Below are 16,728 nucleotides of genomic sequence, written 5' to 3' on the forward strand. Positions count from 1 at the left end.
GAGTACGGACAGGTCGGCGACCTGCGCCTTCACGCACCGGACGCCGATCCCGACTGTCCCAGGGCACGCGGGTAGTGGCGCGCTGACCGTGGCCCGCGGAGCAGGTCGACGCCGATATAGAAGGCCCAGAGGGGAAGTGCGAACGCGGCGACGCGTTCCATTCCGCCAACGCCGATGACCGGCCCTTTCTGGGCGAAGAACAGCGTTGTGCCTGCCACGCCGAGCAGGCCGAGGCCCAGAGTGACGAACCGCGAACGACCGAGACAGGTGTCACGCCGGGCGAAGCCCGCAATCAGCAGTCCCACATTTCCCAGGCCGAAGATCAGCAATGCGGCCAGGAAGTGGAGATTCTCATGGGCATCCGCGGGGAAGAGCCCGGCGAGCCCGAGCCCGACAGCCCAGAGCAGCATCATCGACTGTCCCGTATGGATGGCACGCCCTTCACCACAGGCACGCCAGGTCAACACGAACCCGGCGAGCAGGAGAAGGGCCGTCAGGACCATGGCACCGTTCATGGCGTTGTGCCAGGGCGAGCAGACGTACCTGGGCCGGGTGGTGTCCCAGATTCCGCAGGTGACATTTCCGAGGTCGCTGATGTTGTTGGTCGTCCAGTTGAACCCGGGGCGTTCCCAGACCAGTCCGACCACGATATTCGCGGCCAGGAAAACAGGGGCGGCGGCAACCCAGAAAAGGGCTCCCCATTTTGCCGAAACGGAGGAGGACATGGCATCTATCAGAGCGGAATCGGGCGCCCTTGTAACTATGCCTGCCCCCCGATCTCCGGTAGAGGTAGCCATACCCCGAAATCTGTCGCTGGTGACGTTGGTATCTTGCCGCGATGCAACCCGATGAACTGCGGCGGTCCGCGACCGAGTATGCGCGCGGTGAGGTGGCCCGTGGGCTCATGACGTGCGGGATGATCGTGTCCGGCACGGTGGAGTATCTGCATGGTCAGGGCGAGGCTGCTGAGCTGTACGCGCTGGCCTGGGAGATTGTGCCGCGTGAGTTTGCCGCGCACCTCGAGGCTCAGGCGGGGTGGGCTGCGCGGACCGACAGCGACCGGCTCACCGATGCGTTCCGGGCTCTTGATGTGGCGGGGATCGTGGCCCGGGAGGATTTCGCGTGCTGCGGGTCGTGCGGGCACAGCGAGATCGGTGACGAGGTCGGCAAAGGGCAGCGGGCGCGCGGGTACGTCTTCTATCACGGGCAGGATGCTGAACGGGCTGCTCAGGGCGGGAGTTTGTGGCTGGCGTACGGGGCGTTCGGCGAAGAGGTCGGTGACGCGGAGGTCGGTGGGGAGATCGTGGCTGCCCTGCGCGGTGAAGGGCTGGAGGTTGACTGGACGGGCGACGCCGGCCAGCGCATTCACGTTCGGCTGCGGTGGGCGAAGCGTCGGCACGGGCGGATGGCAGCGTTTGCGGTGGGTGCGAGCTCCGGCCGTACCGTGAAGATGCAGTTTGTTCCTGATCGGCAGTTGGTCTTCCCGCCGATGTCAGCGGACGCGCTCGCCGCGCTCGAACTGCCCTGGCTGCCCGAGGACACGAGCGTGCGGGTCGACGACGGCGAGCGGACGGTGACGATCCGGCGGGAGGGACACCGCCTGATCAGCGACGACGGCCGGACAGTGGGCCGTTTTGACGGCTTGCGGCTGCTCGGGGCGGACGGTGACGATGACGTTCCCGACGAGCAGGGGCTGATCGAGGTCACCTATCAGGGCATGCCGAACGGCCCGCGGCAGAGCGCTGGGCGGCCGATGAGCCTGCCCGAGATTCTCGACGTCGTGCGGCAGCTGCCCACCCGGACGGGCTCGTGGTTGTGTGCCGTGCACGAGAGCGGCATCGTGCAGATGCGCTGGGAGAACGGCAAGCTGTGGCTGGAGTCGCCGATCGAGGCCGAGTCCGCCTCGATCGGCAAGTACGCCGGCCTCGACGAGGTCGAGCGCATGCTCACGATCCTGGCCACAGAGCACCGCATCGCGCTCCGCGAACTGGACGGCGTGACCACCGAGCCCTGGTGATGACCGGCCCGGCGCGCGGATGGTGTGCGCCGGGCCGAACGGTTCTCAGGCGACCGGGCGTGCGTACCCTGAAATGGTCTTGCCGGCGAACTTCGCGCCGCGGGTGACCGTACTTTGGACGATCTTGCCGCCGCTGAAGTTGCCGTCGATGGTGGTGACGGTGGTGTTGCCGACCGCCACCACGAGGCCGACGTGGCTCGCCCAATCGCCCGCCTTGTTCACGTCGTACACGATCGCGTCGCCGGGCTGCACCCCGGTCAGCAGGTTGCCCGCCACCCAGGTGTGCTGCTTGTCCCCGTAAGTCTTGAAGGTGATCGCACCCTCGCCGAGACCGGTTGTGTTCGCCCCCGACTGACCCCAGACCCATCGGCCGAAATCGGCGCACCAGGCCTCGCTGCGCCACTGGACTCCACCCGGCCCGGGGCACTGGCTGCCGGTCCGGCCGGTGCCGGAGTAGAAGTTGCACTGACTGGGTTTCGCCACGTTGTTGCGGCCGCTGTTCTTCAGTTCCGCGTTGGCGTTCGCGACGATCCGCGAGCGCAGGTCGGTCGGCGAGGTGGTGCCCGGGTCACCGTTGCCGCGATAGACGAGGCTGCCGTACGTGTACATCTGACCGGAGCCCGACATGGCTGCCAGGCCTCGCGCGTCCGGGGTGATCGCCAGGGCTGCCATGCCACCGGAAAAACCGGTCGGGTTGGTACGCGCCGGTGCTGAGCCGTACGCGTAGAACTGGCCCGCCGACGACACCGCGATCAGGCCCTGCCCGTCTCCGGTCAGCGTCGCTCCGGTCATCGTGCCGCTGAACCCGGCCGGGTTCAGCTGGGGGCGGGCCGTGCCGTACGCGTAGAACTGGCCGGTGGACGACATCGCGACGGCGCCCTGCCCGTCCGAGGTCAGTGAGACGCTGACCATGGTCCCGCTGAACCCGACCGGGTTCGGCTGCGGGCGGGCCGTGCCGTACGCGTAGAACTGGCCGGCCGAGGACATGGCCAGCACGCCCTGTCCGTCGGCGGTGATCGCCACGCTGACCATCCGGCCGCTGAACCCGACCGGATTCGGTTGCGGGCGCGCGGTGCCGTACGCATAGAACTGCCCGGCCGAGGTCATGGCGATCGCGCCCTGCCCGCTGGGGGTCATCGCAAGACCGGTGAACTGACCGGAGAAGCCGGCCGGGTTCGGCCACGGATGCGCGGTGCCGTACGCGTAGAACTCGCCCTTCGTCGACAGAAGCAGATAGCCCTGGCCATCCGCGGTGACGTCCATACCGGCGAAGGTCCGGGTCGCGGCATGGGCGGGTGAAGTAGTGAGAAGAACGGCAGCAGCGACGGACAGGGCCGCGACGCACCACGCTCGTGTTCTGCGAAGCAAGAGATTCCCAACTGATCCGGAGGAAGCGACGCCGGCAGGCTCGCGTCCACATGCTCGCCGTCCCGCATTCGCCGCGACATCGAACTTGAGTGCCGGTTCCGATCAGCCGTTTCGCCGACAGAGACTCCCGACGATGAATGGGGGTAAGTAGCGCAGGTAAAGGGCCACAACCGAATGTAAATCGCTTTTCACGCAGGAGGGGGTCCAGGCCACATGACACCCTTTCGGGTACGTCCTGGCCGCATTCTTTCAGCTTTCCCCGGCCGACACCGCCGCGGCGACCGGTTCGAGGCCGGCGATCAGTTCGTCGAGTTCGTCCGCGCCAAGGACCTCGTAGGCGGGCGCTGCCAGCTCGTCGGTGAGGGTTTCGATGCGCTGCCTGGTCTGGCGACCGGCGGCGGTGAACTCGCCGGTGGTGTCCAGGATGCCGCGGTCGCGCAGGCCGTCGATGACGGCGGCCAGCTGCGCCTTGGGCAGGTGATGGGTACGCCCGAACGTCTCCGCCTTCTCGCCGAGGGTGAGAGCGAGCAGCACATGGGCTTCGGTGCCGCCGATGTTGTGCGCCACGAGAACGGCGTTGTGGCCGTCCCAGTAGTTACGCATGCCGCGCGCGAGGAACGCCTCGTTCGGCACCTCGGAGAAGGTGACGGTCCCGATCGGCTCGACCAGCTCGAACATGCGGTGGACCTTGGCCAATGGGTGAGGCATCGGTGGCTCCTCCGGTTTTATGACAGCGCCCTCGTGGCGGCCGTTCACGGTAACCACGAACGACGCCGGCCGGATCCGACAACCAGATCCTCAAGGAAACCTCAAGTCAGCGCGGGGCCCTCCGATAAGGGCGTGCCGCAGCACCCCGGCTGCGGACCTTAAGGGGCTTGTATGAAGAAGATCCTCGTCTCCGTTTCCACGGCATTCATCGCTCTGGGGCTCATCGGCACGGCAGCGCCGGCACAAGCCCAGCCCGTCGCCAATTCCACCGTCACCGCGGCCTCCTACACCACGGCTTCCTACACCACTGCCTCCTACGCCACGGCCTCTTACGCCGCCGCCAAGGAGTCGGTCGCGCAGCAGAACGCCCGTCGCATGGCGGCCTCATACCTGAAGTACTCAGCGTTCTCCCGCTCAGGCCTCATCGGCCAGCTGAAATATGAGGGCTTCAGCACCAGGCTGGCTACCTACGGCGTGGACAAGCAGCACGCCAACTGGAACAAGCAGGCCGCCAAGAAGGCCAAGGAATACTTGAAGTACCAAGCGTTCTCCCGCTCGGGGCTGATCGCTCAGCTGGAGTACGAAGGCTTCACCACGGCACAGGCGAAATACGGCGTGAAAAAGGCCGGCCTCTAAGCCTTGCGTTGCCGGCCTTCTCGATCAGCGGTCGCCGGGGGTTACTTCTCCTCGGCGAGGCGGCGGAGGAAGGCGTCGTGTTCGGGGTCGGGCATGAGTTCGCGGACGTGCTGGGCGCAGCGGCAGGCGGCGGCGATCTTGGCGGCCCAGGCGAGGGCCTCGTCGCGGGTGGCGACCTCGACGACCGCGAAGCCGCCGACGACCTCCTTGGTCTCCGGGTAGGGGCCGTCGGTGACCGTGCCGTCCGTGCCGACGATGCTCGCCTGCTGGCGTTCGAGGCCGCCGCCGTACACCCAGACGCCGGCGCGTACGGCTTCCTCGGTCACCTCGTGGGCGGCCTTGCCGACGTCGCCCCAGTCGCCGTCAGGGATGTGATCCATGGCGCCTTCGTTGAACGAGATCAAGTACTGGGTCATCGCCTGACTCCCTTGTCACGGCGGCCTCGGCGGCCACCTTCCGCCTCTTCCACGAACGGGCCGGGCCGGATCCGACGTTGTCCGGAAGAAATTTTCGCGGGTTCCCTCCGCAGCTCATGACGCATACGGGCGCGGTACGCGATAACCTTGCCGTATATGGCTACCTTTCGCAGCGCCTCAGTGCTCCTCTCCTCGGACGGCACCAGGACTCCCGGCACCGCCGCCCTGTTCGCCGAGCCTGCCCGCAAGGGCGGGGTCCCGCCGTGGGCGGGTGACTTCCGGCCGGCCAACAGCGCCGGCAATGGCCCCAAGAACGCGGTCGGGAAGACCTTCACGCTGGAGCTCCCCAACGGGAGCACCGGCAAGGTCGTCGTCCAGAGTCTCAAAACCGGCAAGGGCGGCACCATCCTGGCGCTGATGGGCGAGGACGCGCCCCCGTTCTGATCCAGAGTTCCTCCCGGAGCTGACCCGCTCCGGGAGGACGATCAGGTCCTACTGGCCCGCGCGCCCGTCGATGCACTCGCGCAGCAGGTCGGCATGGCCGCAGTGCCGTGCGTACTCCTCGACCATGTGGATCAGGATGTCGCGCACGCTGCCCTGCTCACCGTTGGCCATGTTCACGAGTTCATCGAGGTCGATCGGCGAGTCCAGCCAGTGATCGGCGGCGGCGATCTGCTCCCGCCAGACAGTGAACGCCTCCTCGACGACGGCGGGATCGGCTACCGCGCCGTCGAAATCGAGGTCGGACGAGTAGAGCCGCGGCGTGTCCGGGTTGCCCTGCAGGATGCGGTGGAACCAGTTGTGTTCCACGCCCGCCAGGTGACGGACCAGGCCCAGCAGGCTCATCGTCGACGGCGGGACCGATCGGGACGCCAGCTGTTCAGGCGAGAGGTCCTCGCACTTCATGCCCAGCGTCAGGCGGTAGTTGGTGAGGTACAACCGGATGGTTGCCAATTCCCCGACGGGACTGGCAACGGACCGGGGGTCCCCTTCGGGCCGCACCCACATGTTCATCCGAGCATCTTCCCCGGCCCACCGGCAGCCCGCCGACCCTTTATATCGATGTGTGTCATTACATTGAAATGATGGGGGCTTTGGCATGTGTACCGGCGGGTAAAGGGTTCGGGATATTCGTCGTGTGAAGAGACGACGCCTCACCGCTGCCGCGCTTGCCGCCGCCACGTTCACCGCCGTTCTGCAGATCGCGTTCTCCGCGCCTGCAGGAGCGACCGCTCCGGGAATCCCGACGGCCGCGACCGCACGGACCTATCTCGCCTCCCTCACCGTTGCCGCGTCGACGCACACCACCACGTACGACCGGGATCTCTTCCCGACCTGGGACACGATCTCGGGGACGTGCAACACCCGGGAGACCGTTCTCAAGCGTGACGGTACGGGCGTCGTGGTCGACTCGGCCTGCGCGTCGACGTCGGGCAGCTGGTACAGCCCGTACGACGGGGCGACCTGGACCGCCGCCTCCGACGTGGACATCGATCACATGGTGCCGCTCAAGAACGCCTGGATCTCCGGCGCCTGGGGCTGGACGACGGCGAAGCGGGAGAGTTTCGCCAACGATCTGACCGATCCGCAGCTGTGGGCCGTCACGGACAACGTCAACCAGTCGAAGAGCGACAAGTCGCCCGATGCCTGGAAGCCGCCGCTGACCAGCTACTACTGCACGTACTCGCGGGCCTGGGTCAAGGTCAAGTATGTCTGGGCGCTGACGATCACGAGCGCCGAGAAGACCGCGCTGACCTCGATGCTCGCGACCTGCTGACAGAAAGATCGGCCGGGGCGAGATGCCCCGGCCGATCAATGCATCATGAAGCGGGATAGTCCGTCACGTAGACCGGGACGCCGCTGCTGGGCGGGTCAGCAGCCGCGCCCACGCCGTTGACGACGTGGTCGATCGTGCCGGCGCTGAGGTTCACCGTCATGATGTGGTGCAGTTTCACACCGGGACGGTTGGGGACCTCGAAGCCGTTCTCCGTGTGGATCGACGGGTTGTTCTGGTTGAAGACGTAGACGCCCGCACCGTAGAGCTGGTGGTTGCGGACCTTGTCGCCGACCTTGTAACCCGCGTACCCCTCGACCTTGCCGTTCATCCAGTCCGCCTGCGTGGGCGGGTCGTACGGCAGCTCGTTCTGGTAGAGGATCGTCGTGCCCTTGTCGCCGTTCCAGACGGTGTTGTACTTCTGGAAGTGCTCGACGAACAGGCCCGTCGCGGTCACGTTGTCGCCGTTGATCACGGCGCCGTAGCGGCCGGTGTTGGTGCGCCAGCGCTGGGTGTCACCGTTCACGCCCTCGGTGAAGCCTTCGAGGCCGTGGTCCGCGCGCCACACCCAGGTGTGGTCGATGAGCACGTTGTCGCTGTTGACCTCCAGCGCGGTGTCGGTCTTGCCGACGTGCGGGCCGCCGACGCGGAAGTACACGTCGGACAGCGTGGTCGGGTTGCTCGGCGAGCTGATCCCGAAGCCGTTCTTGACGCCCACGCGCAGCAGCGTCTTCGACTCCTTGAGGCCGGCGTCGACCGTGACACCCGCGACGACCACGCCGGGTACGTCCGCCACGACCAGCGGCGTCGCACCGTTGACGGCGGTCAGCGTCGCGTGGCCGATGCCGAGGACCACCTGGTTGGGGTGCCACACGTTGATGCTGGACGCGATGTCGTACATGCCGGGGCTGAGCAGGAGGTTCTTGCCCAGCGCGAGGTTCGCGTTGATCAGCCACACCGGGTCGGACGGCTTGGCGACGAAGAAGTCGCTGAGCGGGATCGTCCGGCCACCGCTCCACGACGTGCCGCTGGTGTTGCGCTGCGCGGCGGGCACCTGGACGTTGTACTTGCCCTTGGCGTCGACGAACAGGTACGGCTTCTCCCGGCTGACCGGGGTCTGCGCGACCGTGGTGTACGGCGGGTCCGGGAACGCCGAGTCGTCGGGCGCGCCCACGACACCGGAGAAGACCTGGTTCCATACGCCGTTGGACCAGCTCGCCACCTCGCTGTTGCGGGTGAGCCACTGCTGCTGCGAGCCGTTGATGACCGTCGGGAACTTCGAGTTCGCGATGAAGCCGCCGCTGGCGTACTGCGGGCCCGCGGTGCAGTAGTCCATCAGGGAGAAGTTGCCACCGGAGACGTTGAGCCGGCGCAGCGAGACCGCCTGCGACACGGCCCAGAAGTTCGCCCCGGCACGGCAGCCGTCCTGGCCGGCCCCGTTGATGTTGATGGTCAGGTTGGACAGGGTGCGCCAGAAGTTGACCAGCGCGAGGCAGTTACCGGTGCCGTTGTCGGCGAGGCACCGGTTGTAGACCTCGACCTTGCCGTTGATGACGACGTCGGCCGGGGACGCGCCGAGCCCGGAGATCTCGGTGTAGTAGCCAACCTTGATCTGCAGCGGCTTCTCGGTGGTGCCATAGGTTCCAGGCTTGAACAGGTACGCGAACCGCGCGCTACCCATTTCGTTGTCGACCTGCTTGGCGTACGTGGCGTCGAGGGTGGCCTGGATTTGCTCCACCGGCATGCTGGGGTCAAAAACGGTGACGTTCGATCCCAAATTGGGCGCAACCGCAACCGCGACGGGGGCAGCGGACGCGGGAATGGCGGTCAGCGAGCCGGTGATGACCAGCGCGAGTCCTACAGCGAGAATCCGGCCAGCGCGCCGGCGCCCGGAAGGGCGTGTCGTCATGCGGGGTGGTCCTTCCGTGAACGTAACAGTGCTGCAATGCACTGGATCACAGAAAGCGATAGACGGCGGTAGAAGTCAACAGCCCGCCACGGTTCCGGAACAAGCCCTGCCCGAACGGCCCTGGTGTTACCGCCACCCGGCCGCGGTGGAATCGGGAGATGTCAGATCTTCCGCCATACGTACGATCAATTGGTTGACCCTCGTGTCGCGATCGTGCGCGCTGTGCGTGAGGGCCGCGGTGCGGGCTCCGACGGCGTTGCCGGAACGGATCGCGGCATGCTCGGCGTAGCTGGGCCGGCCCGGACACGGTGGTTCTGGTCCGGCCCGACGGCTACATCGCAGCACGCGTACCACCGTGGGAGGCGACCCGGGTCCGCGACCACCTCCAAGGGTTGACCACCCATCAGCCGGCCCTGGCATAGACAACTCGAACCGGGCCGGCCGTCAGCTCGCGGCGAAGGTGGTGCGGCGCCAGGTGTCGTAGTCGGCGTCGGGCTGCCGGTGGGCGCGGGCGCTGTCGAGGGTGTCGCCGCCGACGCGGAACCGCGAGAGGCCGGTCTCGTCGGTGGCGGCCGCGTGCACGGCGGTGGCCACGTCGTCCTCGGTCGCGAAATAGCCGGGGGGCGGCTCGACCTGGAAGCGGGCCAGCTGCTTCTGGACGTACGGCAGGTAGGCCTCCGGCGCCGGGATGCTCTCGAACCGCTTGGCCGTCTGCGCGAAGAACCCGGTGGTCGGCACGAATCCCGGCTCGACGACCTTGACCAGGACACCCTGGTCGGCGAGCTCGTATTCGAGCGCCTCGGAGAACGCGTGCAGGGCGGCCTTGCTGCCCCCATAGGCGGCCTGCAGCGGCGTCGGCGTGGCCGCGCTGCTGGAGGTCACGTTGACGATGCGGCCGCCGCCCTGCCGCGCGAAGACCGGCAGCGCCGCCCGGATGACGCGCATCGGGCCGAAGACGTTGGTGTCGAACAGCTCCTCGATGACAGCGTGCGGGGTCGCCTCGAAGACCGAGAACAGGCCCGCGCCTGCGTTGTTGACCACGACGTCGAGGCGGCCGAATCGGTCGGTCGCCGCGGTGACGGCTGCGGCGACCGAGGACTCGTCGCGTACGTCGAGGGCCTGCACCAGGAGCCCCTCTGAGGGCTCGCCGTTCCATGCGGCCGGGTCGCGCAGTGTCGCGACGACGTTCCACCCCTCGGCGAGGAACTTGGCCACCGTGCGGCGACCGAAGCCCGACGAGCTACCGGTGATGAGGACGGTCTGCGTCATGACTGCTCCTAAACTATATGACGTAAATTTACGTCGTATAGCGAATGTAGAACGCCGTCTGCCACGCCGTCAACCGTTCTCCTTTATGAGATATAGTTACGGCCGTGACACCACGACCCCCGGCCTCCGAACGCCTCGACCGCGACGAGCTGCTGACCGTTGCCCTGGCGATCGCCGACACCGACGGGCTCGACGCCGTCACGCTGCGCCGGGTCGCCACCGGGTTCAACGTGACCCCGATGGCGCTCTACTGGCACTTCAAGGACAAGGACGCCCTGCTCGACGCGCTGGTCGAGCGGATGCTCGGCGAGGTGGACCTGAGCGCGGGCGGGGCGACCGGCCTGCGCCCGGTCATGACCACGTTCCTGGGCGTCCTGCGCGCCCACCCCGCCCTCGCCGAGATCACCCCGCTGCGCATGATGCGCACCGACGCCGGCATCGACCTGTCCGAGCTGGTCATCGGCCTGCTACGCGCCGAGGGCCATACGCCGGTCGCCGCGGCCCAGCTGAGCATCTTCCTGCTCGATGCGCTGATCGGTCTGGTGATCAACCAGCCGGGCGAGCTCGCCGTCCCCGACCCCGCCCGGCGCGCGACCATGCTCGACGCCAAACGCGCCCGGCTGAAGTCGCTGTCACCGCAGGCCTATCCGAATCTCACCGAGGCCGCCGACTTCTTCCTCGGCGTGCCCGACGAGGCTGAATACTACGAACGCGGCCTGACCATGCTGATGCAGGGCGTTCAGCCCGCGGCACCGAACCAGCGGGTGAGGTGACCGTCGAGGTCCCGCTGGTCGTCGCCGATCCAGGCCACGTGACCGTCGGGGCGTAGCAGGACAGCCGGGACGTCCAATGCCGCACCGGGATCCGCGAGGTGATCGACGCGGTCCGCCCAGCCGCCGGTGGCCAGGCGGCCGGTGCGGTCCAGCAGCAGGCCGCGACCGCGATGCAGCAGACCGTAGAGGCGCCCGTGCTCCAGGTCGATGTCGGGCAGGCGGCGGCCGAGCAGGTCAGGGCCTGCGCCGAGGTCGTAGCGGATGCCGATCCCGGTGATCTTCTCCATCAGGCGGCGGTTGACGTCGTCGAAGTCCATCAGCTCGGTGAGCAGCCTGCGCACGGCCTGCGGACCCGGTCCGGGGGCCAGTAGTTCCGTCTGGGCGCGGGTGTTGTCCAGCACGTCCGCGGCGACCGGATGCCGTTCCGCCTCATAGGTGTCGAGCAGCGTCTCCGGTGCCCAGCCGCGGATCTGCGCGGCCAGTTTCCAGCCGAGGTTGATCGCGTCCTGAATGCCGAGGTTGAGGCCCTGCCCGCCGATGGGTGGATGGATGTGCGCCGCGTCGCCGGCCAGCAACACCCGCCCTACCCGGTAACGGTCGGCCAGCCGGGTGGCGTCCCCGAAACGGGACAGCCAGCGCGGGGAATGCACACCGAAATCGGTGCCGGCGACGGCGCGTAACCGCTGTTGAAAATCGTCGAGCGTCGGCGGTTTCGTGCGATCGTCGACTCGTCCGGCGGGGACCACGACGCTATAGGCACCGGCGCCTGCGGGCCTGAGCCAGAACGGCCGCACGGTACGGCTCAGCTCGCCCACCTTCGCGGCGATCTCCTGCTGCGGCGCGGTCACCTGCATCTCACCCATCAGCGTCTCGTTGCGCGACGGTTCGCCGGGGAAACCGACCCCGAGCAGTTTGCGCACTGTGCTTCGCGCACCGTCACAACCGACGAGATAGCGGGTACGCAACTGTTCGCCGTCACCCAGTTCGACGGTCACACCGTCGTCGTCCTGCTCGAAGTCGGCGACCTCGGCACCACGCCGGATCTGCGTACCCGCGTGCTCTTCGAGGAGGCGAACGATGACAGGCTGCGGAATGCCGAGCAGGTAGGCGTACGCGGAATCCAGGCTTTTTGGTGCCGGTTTGTCGATGGCCGCGAAGTAGGCCCCGGCCGGGCGCTTTCTTCCGTGCTCCAGAACACGCTCCAGCAGCCCGCGCATCGCCATCAGCTCGATACTGCGAATGTGCAGCCCGACTATGCGTACGGAGGAGGCGGGCTCGGTGTCCTTCTCCAGCACGAGCACCCGAACATCGTGCAGCCGCAGCTCGGCGGCCAGCATCGCGCCGGTCGGACCACACCCGGCGATAATCACGTCGAACACAGGGAATGCCTTTCGGGAGAGTCTGGCGCTCCCGGCGACACCTACGTCAATCGCCCGACCGGCACGGCAAGGGGGAGCACCCACATCAACAGATCGTTCATGGGTTTCACCTCCTTGGGCGTTGCCGCGGTCAACTGCGAACTATACCGAAAACCAGCTGGTCGGAGCGGACCCGGGCTCAGCGAATCCCCCGTCGGCACCGGGCGCCGTTTCTAACGGTCGTTTCAGGTTCGCTCGGTATGAACTGGGCATCGCCGGGCGACCCGGGTCTCGACCCTGAAAGGCAGCCATTCGTGATTTCTGTGCTCGTGGTGGACGCACAGCCGCTGCAGCGCCTCGGGTTCCGTGCGCTGCTGGAGTGCACCCCCGACACCGAGATCGTCGGTGAGGCCGGCACCGGCACCGAGGCCGTTCGGCAGATCACCGAGCTGCGCCCCGACGTGGTGCTAATGGACATCCGGATGCCGGGCGTCGACGGGATCGAGGCGACCCGGCGCATCGTCGCAGGCGGTGGGCGCTCGCGGATCCTGGTGCTGACGACGTTCGACGTGGAACGGTACGCGTTCGCCGCGCTGCGGGCCGGGGCGAGTGGTTTCCTGCTCAAGGACATCGGCCCGGACGAGCTGCTCGCCGGCATCCGGGCCGTCGCCGCTGGAGACGCGGTGATCGCGCCGGCGCTGACTCGGCGGCTGCTCGACGCGTTCGCCGACCAGCTCGATGGTGACCTCTGCGGACCCGTGCGGAGCGATCCCCGGCTGAGCTTCCTGACCCACCGCGAGCGCGAGGTCCTCGTCGCCATCGGCCAGGGGCTCACCAACGGCGAGATCGCGCAACGGTTCACGCTGTCGGAGTCGACGGTGAAGACCCACGTCGGGCGGGTCCTCGCCAAGATCGGCGCACGGGACCGGATCCAGGCGGTCATCCTCGCCTACAACATGAGACTCACCCGGCCGGTCCAGCAATTCGTCTCGCCCGTCAGCGGGGGGAGACCATCATGATGCCCGTGCACATCTCGTCGCTGGTGCCGTCGCCCCACACCACATAGCGTGGCGGCAGCTTCTTCAACTGCGGTAGTTGCCTGCGCAGCCTCGCGTCGTGCGTACACGTCACCCGCAGTGTGTCTCCCGGACCGATCTCCACCGGCGACGGCAATGTGATCAGCCGCTGGTTGTCGAAGTCGAACCGCGGCACGTCCAGCACGACCTTGGCGTTCGGCGTGCCCGGGTTGAGTTCGACCTTGATGGCGCGCCCGAGCAGGTGCATGTGGCCGAACCCTGCGAACAGCGTCATCGGCGCCCGCACCTTCTGGTCGCAGGTCTGGGTGTTACCGGGCTTCGGCACGCCGCCCGGGTTGCATTCCTGCACCTGGCGGTCCGCCGACTCGCCGACATCCGGTCCGAACCGCTTCGTCACGTCCGCGATCGAGGCCGCCCGGTCACAGAGCGGACCCGACTCGTCGGGTGCGCAGGGCAGGTCGGTCGGCGCGTCGAGCGGCAACGTGATGAGTTCCCGGGTCTGCGGCGTGCCGTCCGTCAGCCGCAGCCGCACCGCCGAGCGGTCCGACCCTGCCGGTCTGCCGTCGGTCGCGAGAAGGTTGTAGTGGATCTGGAGGATGATCAGGCTGCCCGGCCCCAGCTTGAAGCCGATGTCCTGGTCGAGCAGCGTCTCCGTGGCGCCCGGCGCCCAGGTGTCCACCCACGTCGCGCCCTGATCGTCGCCATCCACGTCGGCGCCGGGCACGCCGGTCCCGCCGAAACACTGCCAGCCGAGCCCGGGCGTCTTCGCGTCCTGCTCGCGCACCAGGGCAGCGCGGTCAGGCGCCACCGCGTACACGATGGCGTGGTGTGCGATGGCGACGTTCTCCGGTGCGAATTGGGATCCGGTCACGAACGCCGTCCTGGTCAGGCCCGGATCGATCACCTGGCACCGGTACTCGTCCGTGCCGCCGTCCTCCGGCGCCGCAGGCGTGTAGGCCTCGGCCATCTTCAGGTCCAGGAGCCGCTCGCCGGCGCGCAACGCCTGCGGTAGAGCCGACGAAGCGCCCGCGTGCATGCCGTGCGGCCCGGCAGCTGAGGGCGCCGCACTGTTGTCGGCGTCCGACCCGCAGGCGGCGACGGCAGCGAGCGCTGTCACCAGCGTCATGGCTCCCACCGTGAAATTCCATCGTGGACTGTCCGGTTTCCTCATAGCTCGGACGCTAGGACAGATTCCGTCGGGTTTCGTCGTACCGCGGTCGTCTTCGCCGGGAGGCAGGTGGTACCGCGGTACTACTGGTCACCGAATTAACGGTCGTCTCAGATTCGCTCGGTACGACTGTGGCCTCAGACAAGCGATGCAACTCGTCAGGAGGCTTTTGATGTCAGTCAACGCAGCGTCGCCCAGGGAAGTGCCGCCCGGCCGGTGGGTGCCGTGGCTGGTGATCGGCTTGTGGCTGGTGCTGGCGGCGGTCATGGTGCCGTTGAGCGGAAAATTGAGCTCGGTCACCACCGACAAAGCCGTGGACACCCTGCCCGCCGGCGCCGAGTCCACCAAAGTGGCGGTGCTGGAGGACAGTCTCCCCGGCGGCGAGGACAACACGTTCGTCTTCGTGTACCACCGCGCCGGCGGCCTGACCGACGCCGACCGCGCGACGGTCGAGCGCCACTACGACACCCTTGCCGAGCGGTACCCGCCGAAGGCGGCGGACGACGAGGGCCCGTCGACGAGACTTTCCACCGATGGCAAGGCGATGACGTTCACCCTCGACGTCAGCACGACCTACGGCGCACCGGAGGCCATAGTCGGCCCGTTACGGGACGCTGCGAAGGACCGCCCCGCCGGCCTGGAACTCGACGTGACCGGCCCGGCCGCGATCGACGGCGACATGGACGCCGTCTTCGACGGCATCGACCTGCAGGTCCTCCTCACCACGGTCATCGTCGTCACGGTCCTGCTCATCCTCACCTACCGCAGCCCGGTGTTGTGGTTCGTCCCGCTCGTGGCCGTGGGCGCGGCCGCACTGACGGCGATGGCGACCGTCTACCTGCTCGTCAAGGGCTTCGGCATCGTGGTCAACGACCAGAACTCGGCGTTGCTGACGATCCTGGTGTTCGGCGTCGGCACGGACTACGCGTTGTTGCTCATCGCTCGATATCGGGAGGCACTGCACCACCACGAGAACGTCCGGGTCGCGATGGTCCACGCTCTGCGCGGCGCGGCGCCGGCCATCGTTGCGTCCGCGGCCACCGTGGTCGCCGGGCTGCTCTGCCTGCTCGTCGCGGACCTGAACAGCACCAGCGGGCTGGGCCCGATCGGCGCCGCCGGCATCCTGTGCGCGCTGGCGGCCATGCTGACCCTGTTCCCGGCGATGCTCGTGGTGCTGGGCAGGCGAATCTTCTGGCCCGCCATCCCGCGGTTCAGCACGGCCGTGCAGGACAAGCCCGGGCTGTGGGGACGGCTCGGCACCGGCATCAACCGCCGGCGGTGGGTGGCCACGCTCGGCTCGCTCGGAGTCCTCGGTGTGCTCGCCATCGGTCTGACGGACAACACCGGCGCCCTGCGGGAGCAGGACCAGTTCCTGTCCGCGCCGGAGTCCGTCACCGGCTTCACGGTTCTCCGCCGGCACTTCCCGGAGCTCGGCGGCCAGCCGATGACGATCTATACGCGGCCGGCGTACCAGGAGCGGGTGGTCGACATCGCCAAGCGCACCCCAGGCGTGGCAGAGGCCGTCCCGGGCAAGGCCGTCGGAGGCTGGGCCGAGATCTCCGTTTTCCCGACCGACGCGCCGGACACCACCGCGGAGTACGACACGATCAAGCGGGTGCGCACCGCCGTGCACGGGGTGTTCGGGGCGGAGGCGATCGTCGGCGGGCCGAGCGCGGAGAACCTCGACACGGAGGTGACCACCCGCCGCGACGAGAAGCGGGTGATCCCGCTGGTGCTCGCCGTCGTCCTGATCGTCCTCGGGCTGCTGCTGCGCGCGATCGTGGCCCCGCTGGTCCTGATGGCAACGGTGATCATCTCGTTCGCGGCGGCCTTCGGCGGCAGCGTGTTCGTCTTCGACACGATCCTCGGGTTCAAAGGTATCGACTCCTCGGTGCCGCTGCTGGCATTCCTGTTCCTGGTGGCGCTCGGCGTCGACTACAACATCTTCCTGGCAAGCCGGGCCAGGGAGGAGACCGCGCGGCTCGGCTCCCGGGAGGGCATGCTGAAGGCCCTGTTGGCCACCGGTGGCGTCATCACCTCGGCAGGGCTCGTCCTGGCGGCCACGTTCGCGGTCCTCGCCACACTTCCGCTGGTGATGCTGATCGAGGTCGGGTTCCTGGTCGCCTTTGGCGTACTGCTCGACGCCCTGCTGGTGCGGTCGGTCCTGGTGCCCGCCCTCACCCTCCTGATCGGCCGGCGGATCTGGTGGCCGAGCCGGCTGTCCCGTCCAGCGGCAGGGCCGCCGATCGATCGGCACACGCTCGCCGAGGAGGAGCCCGCGCTGCAACGGTGAGC

The 16,728-nt window shown here is 67.9% G+C and carries 16 protein-coding genes; 7 read left to right on the forward strand and 9 right to left on the reverse strand.

Annotation, left to right across the window (positions count from 1 at the left end; genetic code table 11):
* Positions 1 to 29: 29 nt before the first annotated feature.
* Positions 30 to 725, reverse strand: coding sequence for a DUF998 domain-containing protein (locus Aco04nite_RS31590; RefSeq protein WP_213000892.1), 696 nt, complete (start codon positions 723 to 725; stop codon positions 30 to 32).
* A gap of 113 nt (positions 726 to 838) precedes the next feature.
* Here Aco04nite_RS31590 and Aco04nite_RS31595 point away from each other — a divergent pair, with 113 nt between their 5' ends.
* Positions 839 to 2,017, forward strand: coding sequence for a DUF6891 domain-containing protein (locus tag Aco04nite_RS31595; RefSeq protein ID WP_213000893.1), 1,179 nt, complete (start codon positions 839 to 841; stop codon positions 2,015 to 2,017).
* Positions 2,018 to 2,062: 45 nt separating this feature from the next.
* On the opposite strand, the gene Aco04nite_RS31600 is transcribed toward Aco04nite_RS31595, so the two are convergent.
* Both Aco04nite_RS31600 and Aco04nite_RS31605 read right to left on the reverse strand, forming a co-directional pair.
* Positions 2,063 to 3,280: a CHAP domain-containing protein gene (locus Aco04nite_RS31600; protein WP_213000894.1), complete on the reverse strand. Its 1,218-nt coding sequence runs from the start codon at positions 3,278 to 3,280 to the stop codon at positions 2,063 to 2,065.
* A 354-nt stretch (positions 3,281 to 3,634) separates the two neighbouring features.
* Positions 3,635 to 4,093, reverse strand: a complete 459-nt coding sequence (locus Aco04nite_RS31605; RefSeq protein WP_213000895.1) for a helix-turn-helix domain-containing protein — start codon at positions 4,091 to 4,093, stop codon at positions 3,635 to 3,637.
* 171 nt (positions 4,094 to 4,264) lie between these two features.
* On the opposite strand from Aco04nite_RS31605, the gene Aco04nite_RS31610 reads away from it, so the two are divergent.
* Positions 4,265 to 4,729 (forward strand): Ltp family lipoprotein, encoded by a 465-nt coding sequence (locus Aco04nite_RS31610; RefSeq protein ID WP_213000896.1) that lies wholly within the window; start codon positions 4,265 to 4,267, stop codon positions 4,727 to 4,729.
* 41 nt (positions 4,730 to 4,770) lie between these two features.
* Here the strand turns inward: Aco04nite_RS31610 and Aco04nite_RS31615 are convergent, their stop codons facing one another.
* Positions 4,771 to 5,145, reverse strand: a complete 375-nt coding sequence (locus Aco04nite_RS31615; protein ID WP_213000897.1) for a YciI family protein — start codon at positions 5,143 to 5,145, stop codon at positions 4,771 to 4,773.
* Positions 5,146 to 5,301: 156 nt separating this feature from the next.
* Between Aco04nite_RS31615 and Aco04nite_RS31620 the strand changes: the two genes are divergently transcribed.
* Positions 5,302 to 5,589: a hypothetical protein gene (locus Aco04nite_RS31620; protein ID WP_244876430.1), complete on the forward strand. Its 288-nt coding sequence runs from the start codon at positions 5,302 to 5,304 to the stop codon at positions 5,587 to 5,589.
* A 48-nt stretch (positions 5,590 to 5,637) separates the two neighbouring features.
* On the opposite strand, the gene Aco04nite_RS31625 is transcribed toward Aco04nite_RS31620, so the two are convergent.
* Complete coding sequence (locus tag Aco04nite_RS31625) at positions 5,638 to 6,159, reverse strand: DinB family protein (protein WP_213000898.1); 522 nt, start codon at positions 6,157 to 6,159, stop codon at positions 5,638 to 5,640.
* A 124-nt stretch (positions 6,160 to 6,283) separates the two neighbouring features.
* Here Aco04nite_RS31625 and Aco04nite_RS31630 point away from each other — a divergent pair, with 124 nt between their 5' ends.
* Positions 6,284 to 6,922: an HNH endonuclease family protein gene (locus Aco04nite_RS31630; RefSeq protein WP_438874958.1), complete on the forward strand. Its 639-nt coding sequence runs from the start codon at positions 6,284 to 6,286 to the stop codon at positions 6,920 to 6,922.
* A 43-nt stretch (positions 6,923 to 6,965) separates the two neighbouring features.
* Here the strand turns inward: Aco04nite_RS31630 and Aco04nite_RS31635 are convergent, their stop codons facing one another.
* Together Aco04nite_RS31635 and Aco04nite_RS31640 are read right to left on the reverse strand one after the other, a co-directional pair.
* Positions 6,966 to 8,828 (reverse strand): pectate lyase-like domain-containing protein, encoded by a 1,863-nt coding sequence (locus Aco04nite_RS31635; RefSeq protein WP_213000899.1) that lies wholly within the window; start codon positions 8,826 to 8,828, stop codon positions 6,966 to 6,968.
* 444 nt (positions 8,829 to 9,272) lie between these two features.
* A complete protein-coding gene (locus Aco04nite_RS31640; RefSeq protein WP_213000900.1) occupies positions 9,273 to 10,097 on the reverse strand; it encodes an SDR family NAD(P)-dependent oxidoreductase in 825 nt (274 codons plus the stop codon).
* Positions 10,098 to 10,201: 104 nt separating this feature from the next.
* Between Aco04nite_RS31640 and Aco04nite_RS31645 the strand changes: the two genes are divergently transcribed.
* Positions 10,202 to 10,870 carry a TetR/AcrR family transcriptional regulator gene (locus tag Aco04nite_RS31645; protein ID WP_213000901.1) on the forward strand — a complete coding sequence of 223 codons (669 nt, stop codon included), beginning with the start codon at positions 10,202 to 10,204 and terminating at the stop codon, positions 10,868 to 10,870.
* On the opposite strand, the gene Aco04nite_RS31650 is transcribed toward Aco04nite_RS31645, so the two are convergent.
* Positions 10,837 to 12,249 (reverse strand): FAD-dependent monooxygenase, encoded by a 1,413-nt coding sequence (locus Aco04nite_RS31650; protein ID WP_213000902.1) that lies wholly within the window; start codon positions 12,247 to 12,249, stop codon positions 10,837 to 10,839. The two genes, Aco04nite_RS31645 and Aco04nite_RS31650, sit on opposite strands and share 34 nt — an antisense overlap.
* A 293-nt stretch (positions 12,250 to 12,542) precedes the next feature.
* Here Aco04nite_RS31650 and Aco04nite_RS31655 point away from each other — a divergent pair, with 293 nt between their 5' ends.
* Complete coding sequence (locus Aco04nite_RS31655; RefSeq protein WP_244876431.1) at positions 12,543 to 13,247, forward strand: response regulator; 705 nt, start codon at positions 12,543 to 12,545, stop codon at positions 13,245 to 13,247.
* Here Aco04nite_RS31655 and Aco04nite_RS31660 read toward each other — a convergent pair.
* Positions 13,225 to 14,391, reverse strand: a complete 1,167-nt coding sequence (locus tag Aco04nite_RS31660) for a monooxygenase (protein ID WP_213000904.1) — start codon at positions 14,389 to 14,391, stop codon at positions 13,225 to 13,227. The two genes, Aco04nite_RS31655 and Aco04nite_RS31660, sit on opposite strands and share 23 nt — an antisense overlap.
* Positions 14,392 to 14,605: 214 nt before the next feature.
* Between Aco04nite_RS31660 and Aco04nite_RS31665 the strand changes: the two genes are divergently transcribed.
* Entirely contained in the window at positions 14,606 to 16,726 is a 2,121-nt protein-coding gene (locus Aco04nite_RS31665; RefSeq protein ID WP_213000905.1) for an MMPL family transporter, read from the forward strand.
* The last annotated feature ends 2 nt before the right edge of the window (positions 16,727 to 16,728 follow it).

The sequence above is a fragment of the Winogradskya consettensis genome (genome assembly GCF_018332715.1).
Taxonomy (GTDB): Bacteria; Actinomycetota; Actinomycetes; order Mycobacteriales; family Micromonosporaceae; genus Actinoplanes; species Actinoplanes consettensis.

Bases quoted from the DNA above. Each gene is read 5' to 3' on its own strand.
- Aco04nite_RS31605 (WP_213000895.1), bottom strand. From the start codon at position 4,093: ATGCCTCACCCATTGGCCAAGGTCCACCGCATGTTCGAGCTGGTCGAG.
- Aco04nite_RS31600 (WP_213000894.1), bottom strand. From the start codon at position 3,280: ATGGACGTCACCGCGGATGGCCAGGGCTATCTGCTTCTGTCGACGAAG.
- Aco04nite_RS31660 (WP_213000904.1), bottom strand. From the start codon at position 14,391: ATGACGCTGGTGACAGCGCTCGCTGCCGTCGCCGCCTGCGGGTCGGAC.
- Aco04nite_RS31590 (WP_213000892.1), bottom strand. From the start codon at position 725: ATGTCCTCCTCCGTTTCGGCAAAATGGGGAGCCCTTTTCTGGGTTGCC.
- Aco04nite_RS31615 (WP_213000897.1), bottom strand. From the start codon at position 5,145: ATGACCCAGTACTTGATCTCGTTCAACGAAGGCGCCATGGATCACATC.
- Aco04nite_RS31635 (WP_213000899.1), bottom strand. From the start codon at position 8,828: ATGACGACACGCCCTTCCGGGCGCCGGCGCGCTGGCCGGATTCTCGCT.
- Aco04nite_RS31665 (WP_213000905.1), top strand. From the start codon at position 14,606: ATGTCAGTCAACGCAGCGTCGCCCAGGGAAGTGCCGCCCGGCCGGTGG.
- Aco04nite_RS31610 (WP_213000896.1), top strand. From the start codon at position 4,265: ATGAAGAAGATCCTCGTCTCCGTTTCCACGGCATTCATCGCTCTGGGG.
- Aco04nite_RS31620 (WP_244876430.1), top strand. From the start codon at position 5,302: ATGGCTACCTTTCGCAGCGCCTCAGTGCTCCTCTCCTCGGACGGCACC.
- Aco04nite_RS31595 (WP_213000893.1), top strand. From the start codon at position 839: ATGCAACCCGATGAACTGCGGCGGTCCGCGACCGAGTATGCGCGCGGT.
- Aco04nite_RS31625 (WP_213000898.1), bottom strand. From the start codon at position 6,159: ATGAACATGTGGGTGCGGCCCGAAGGGGACCCCCGGTCCGTTGCCAGT.
- Aco04nite_RS31640 (WP_213000900.1), bottom strand. From the start codon at position 10,097: ATGACGCAGACCGTCCTCATCACCGGTAGCTCGTCGGGCTTCGGTCGC.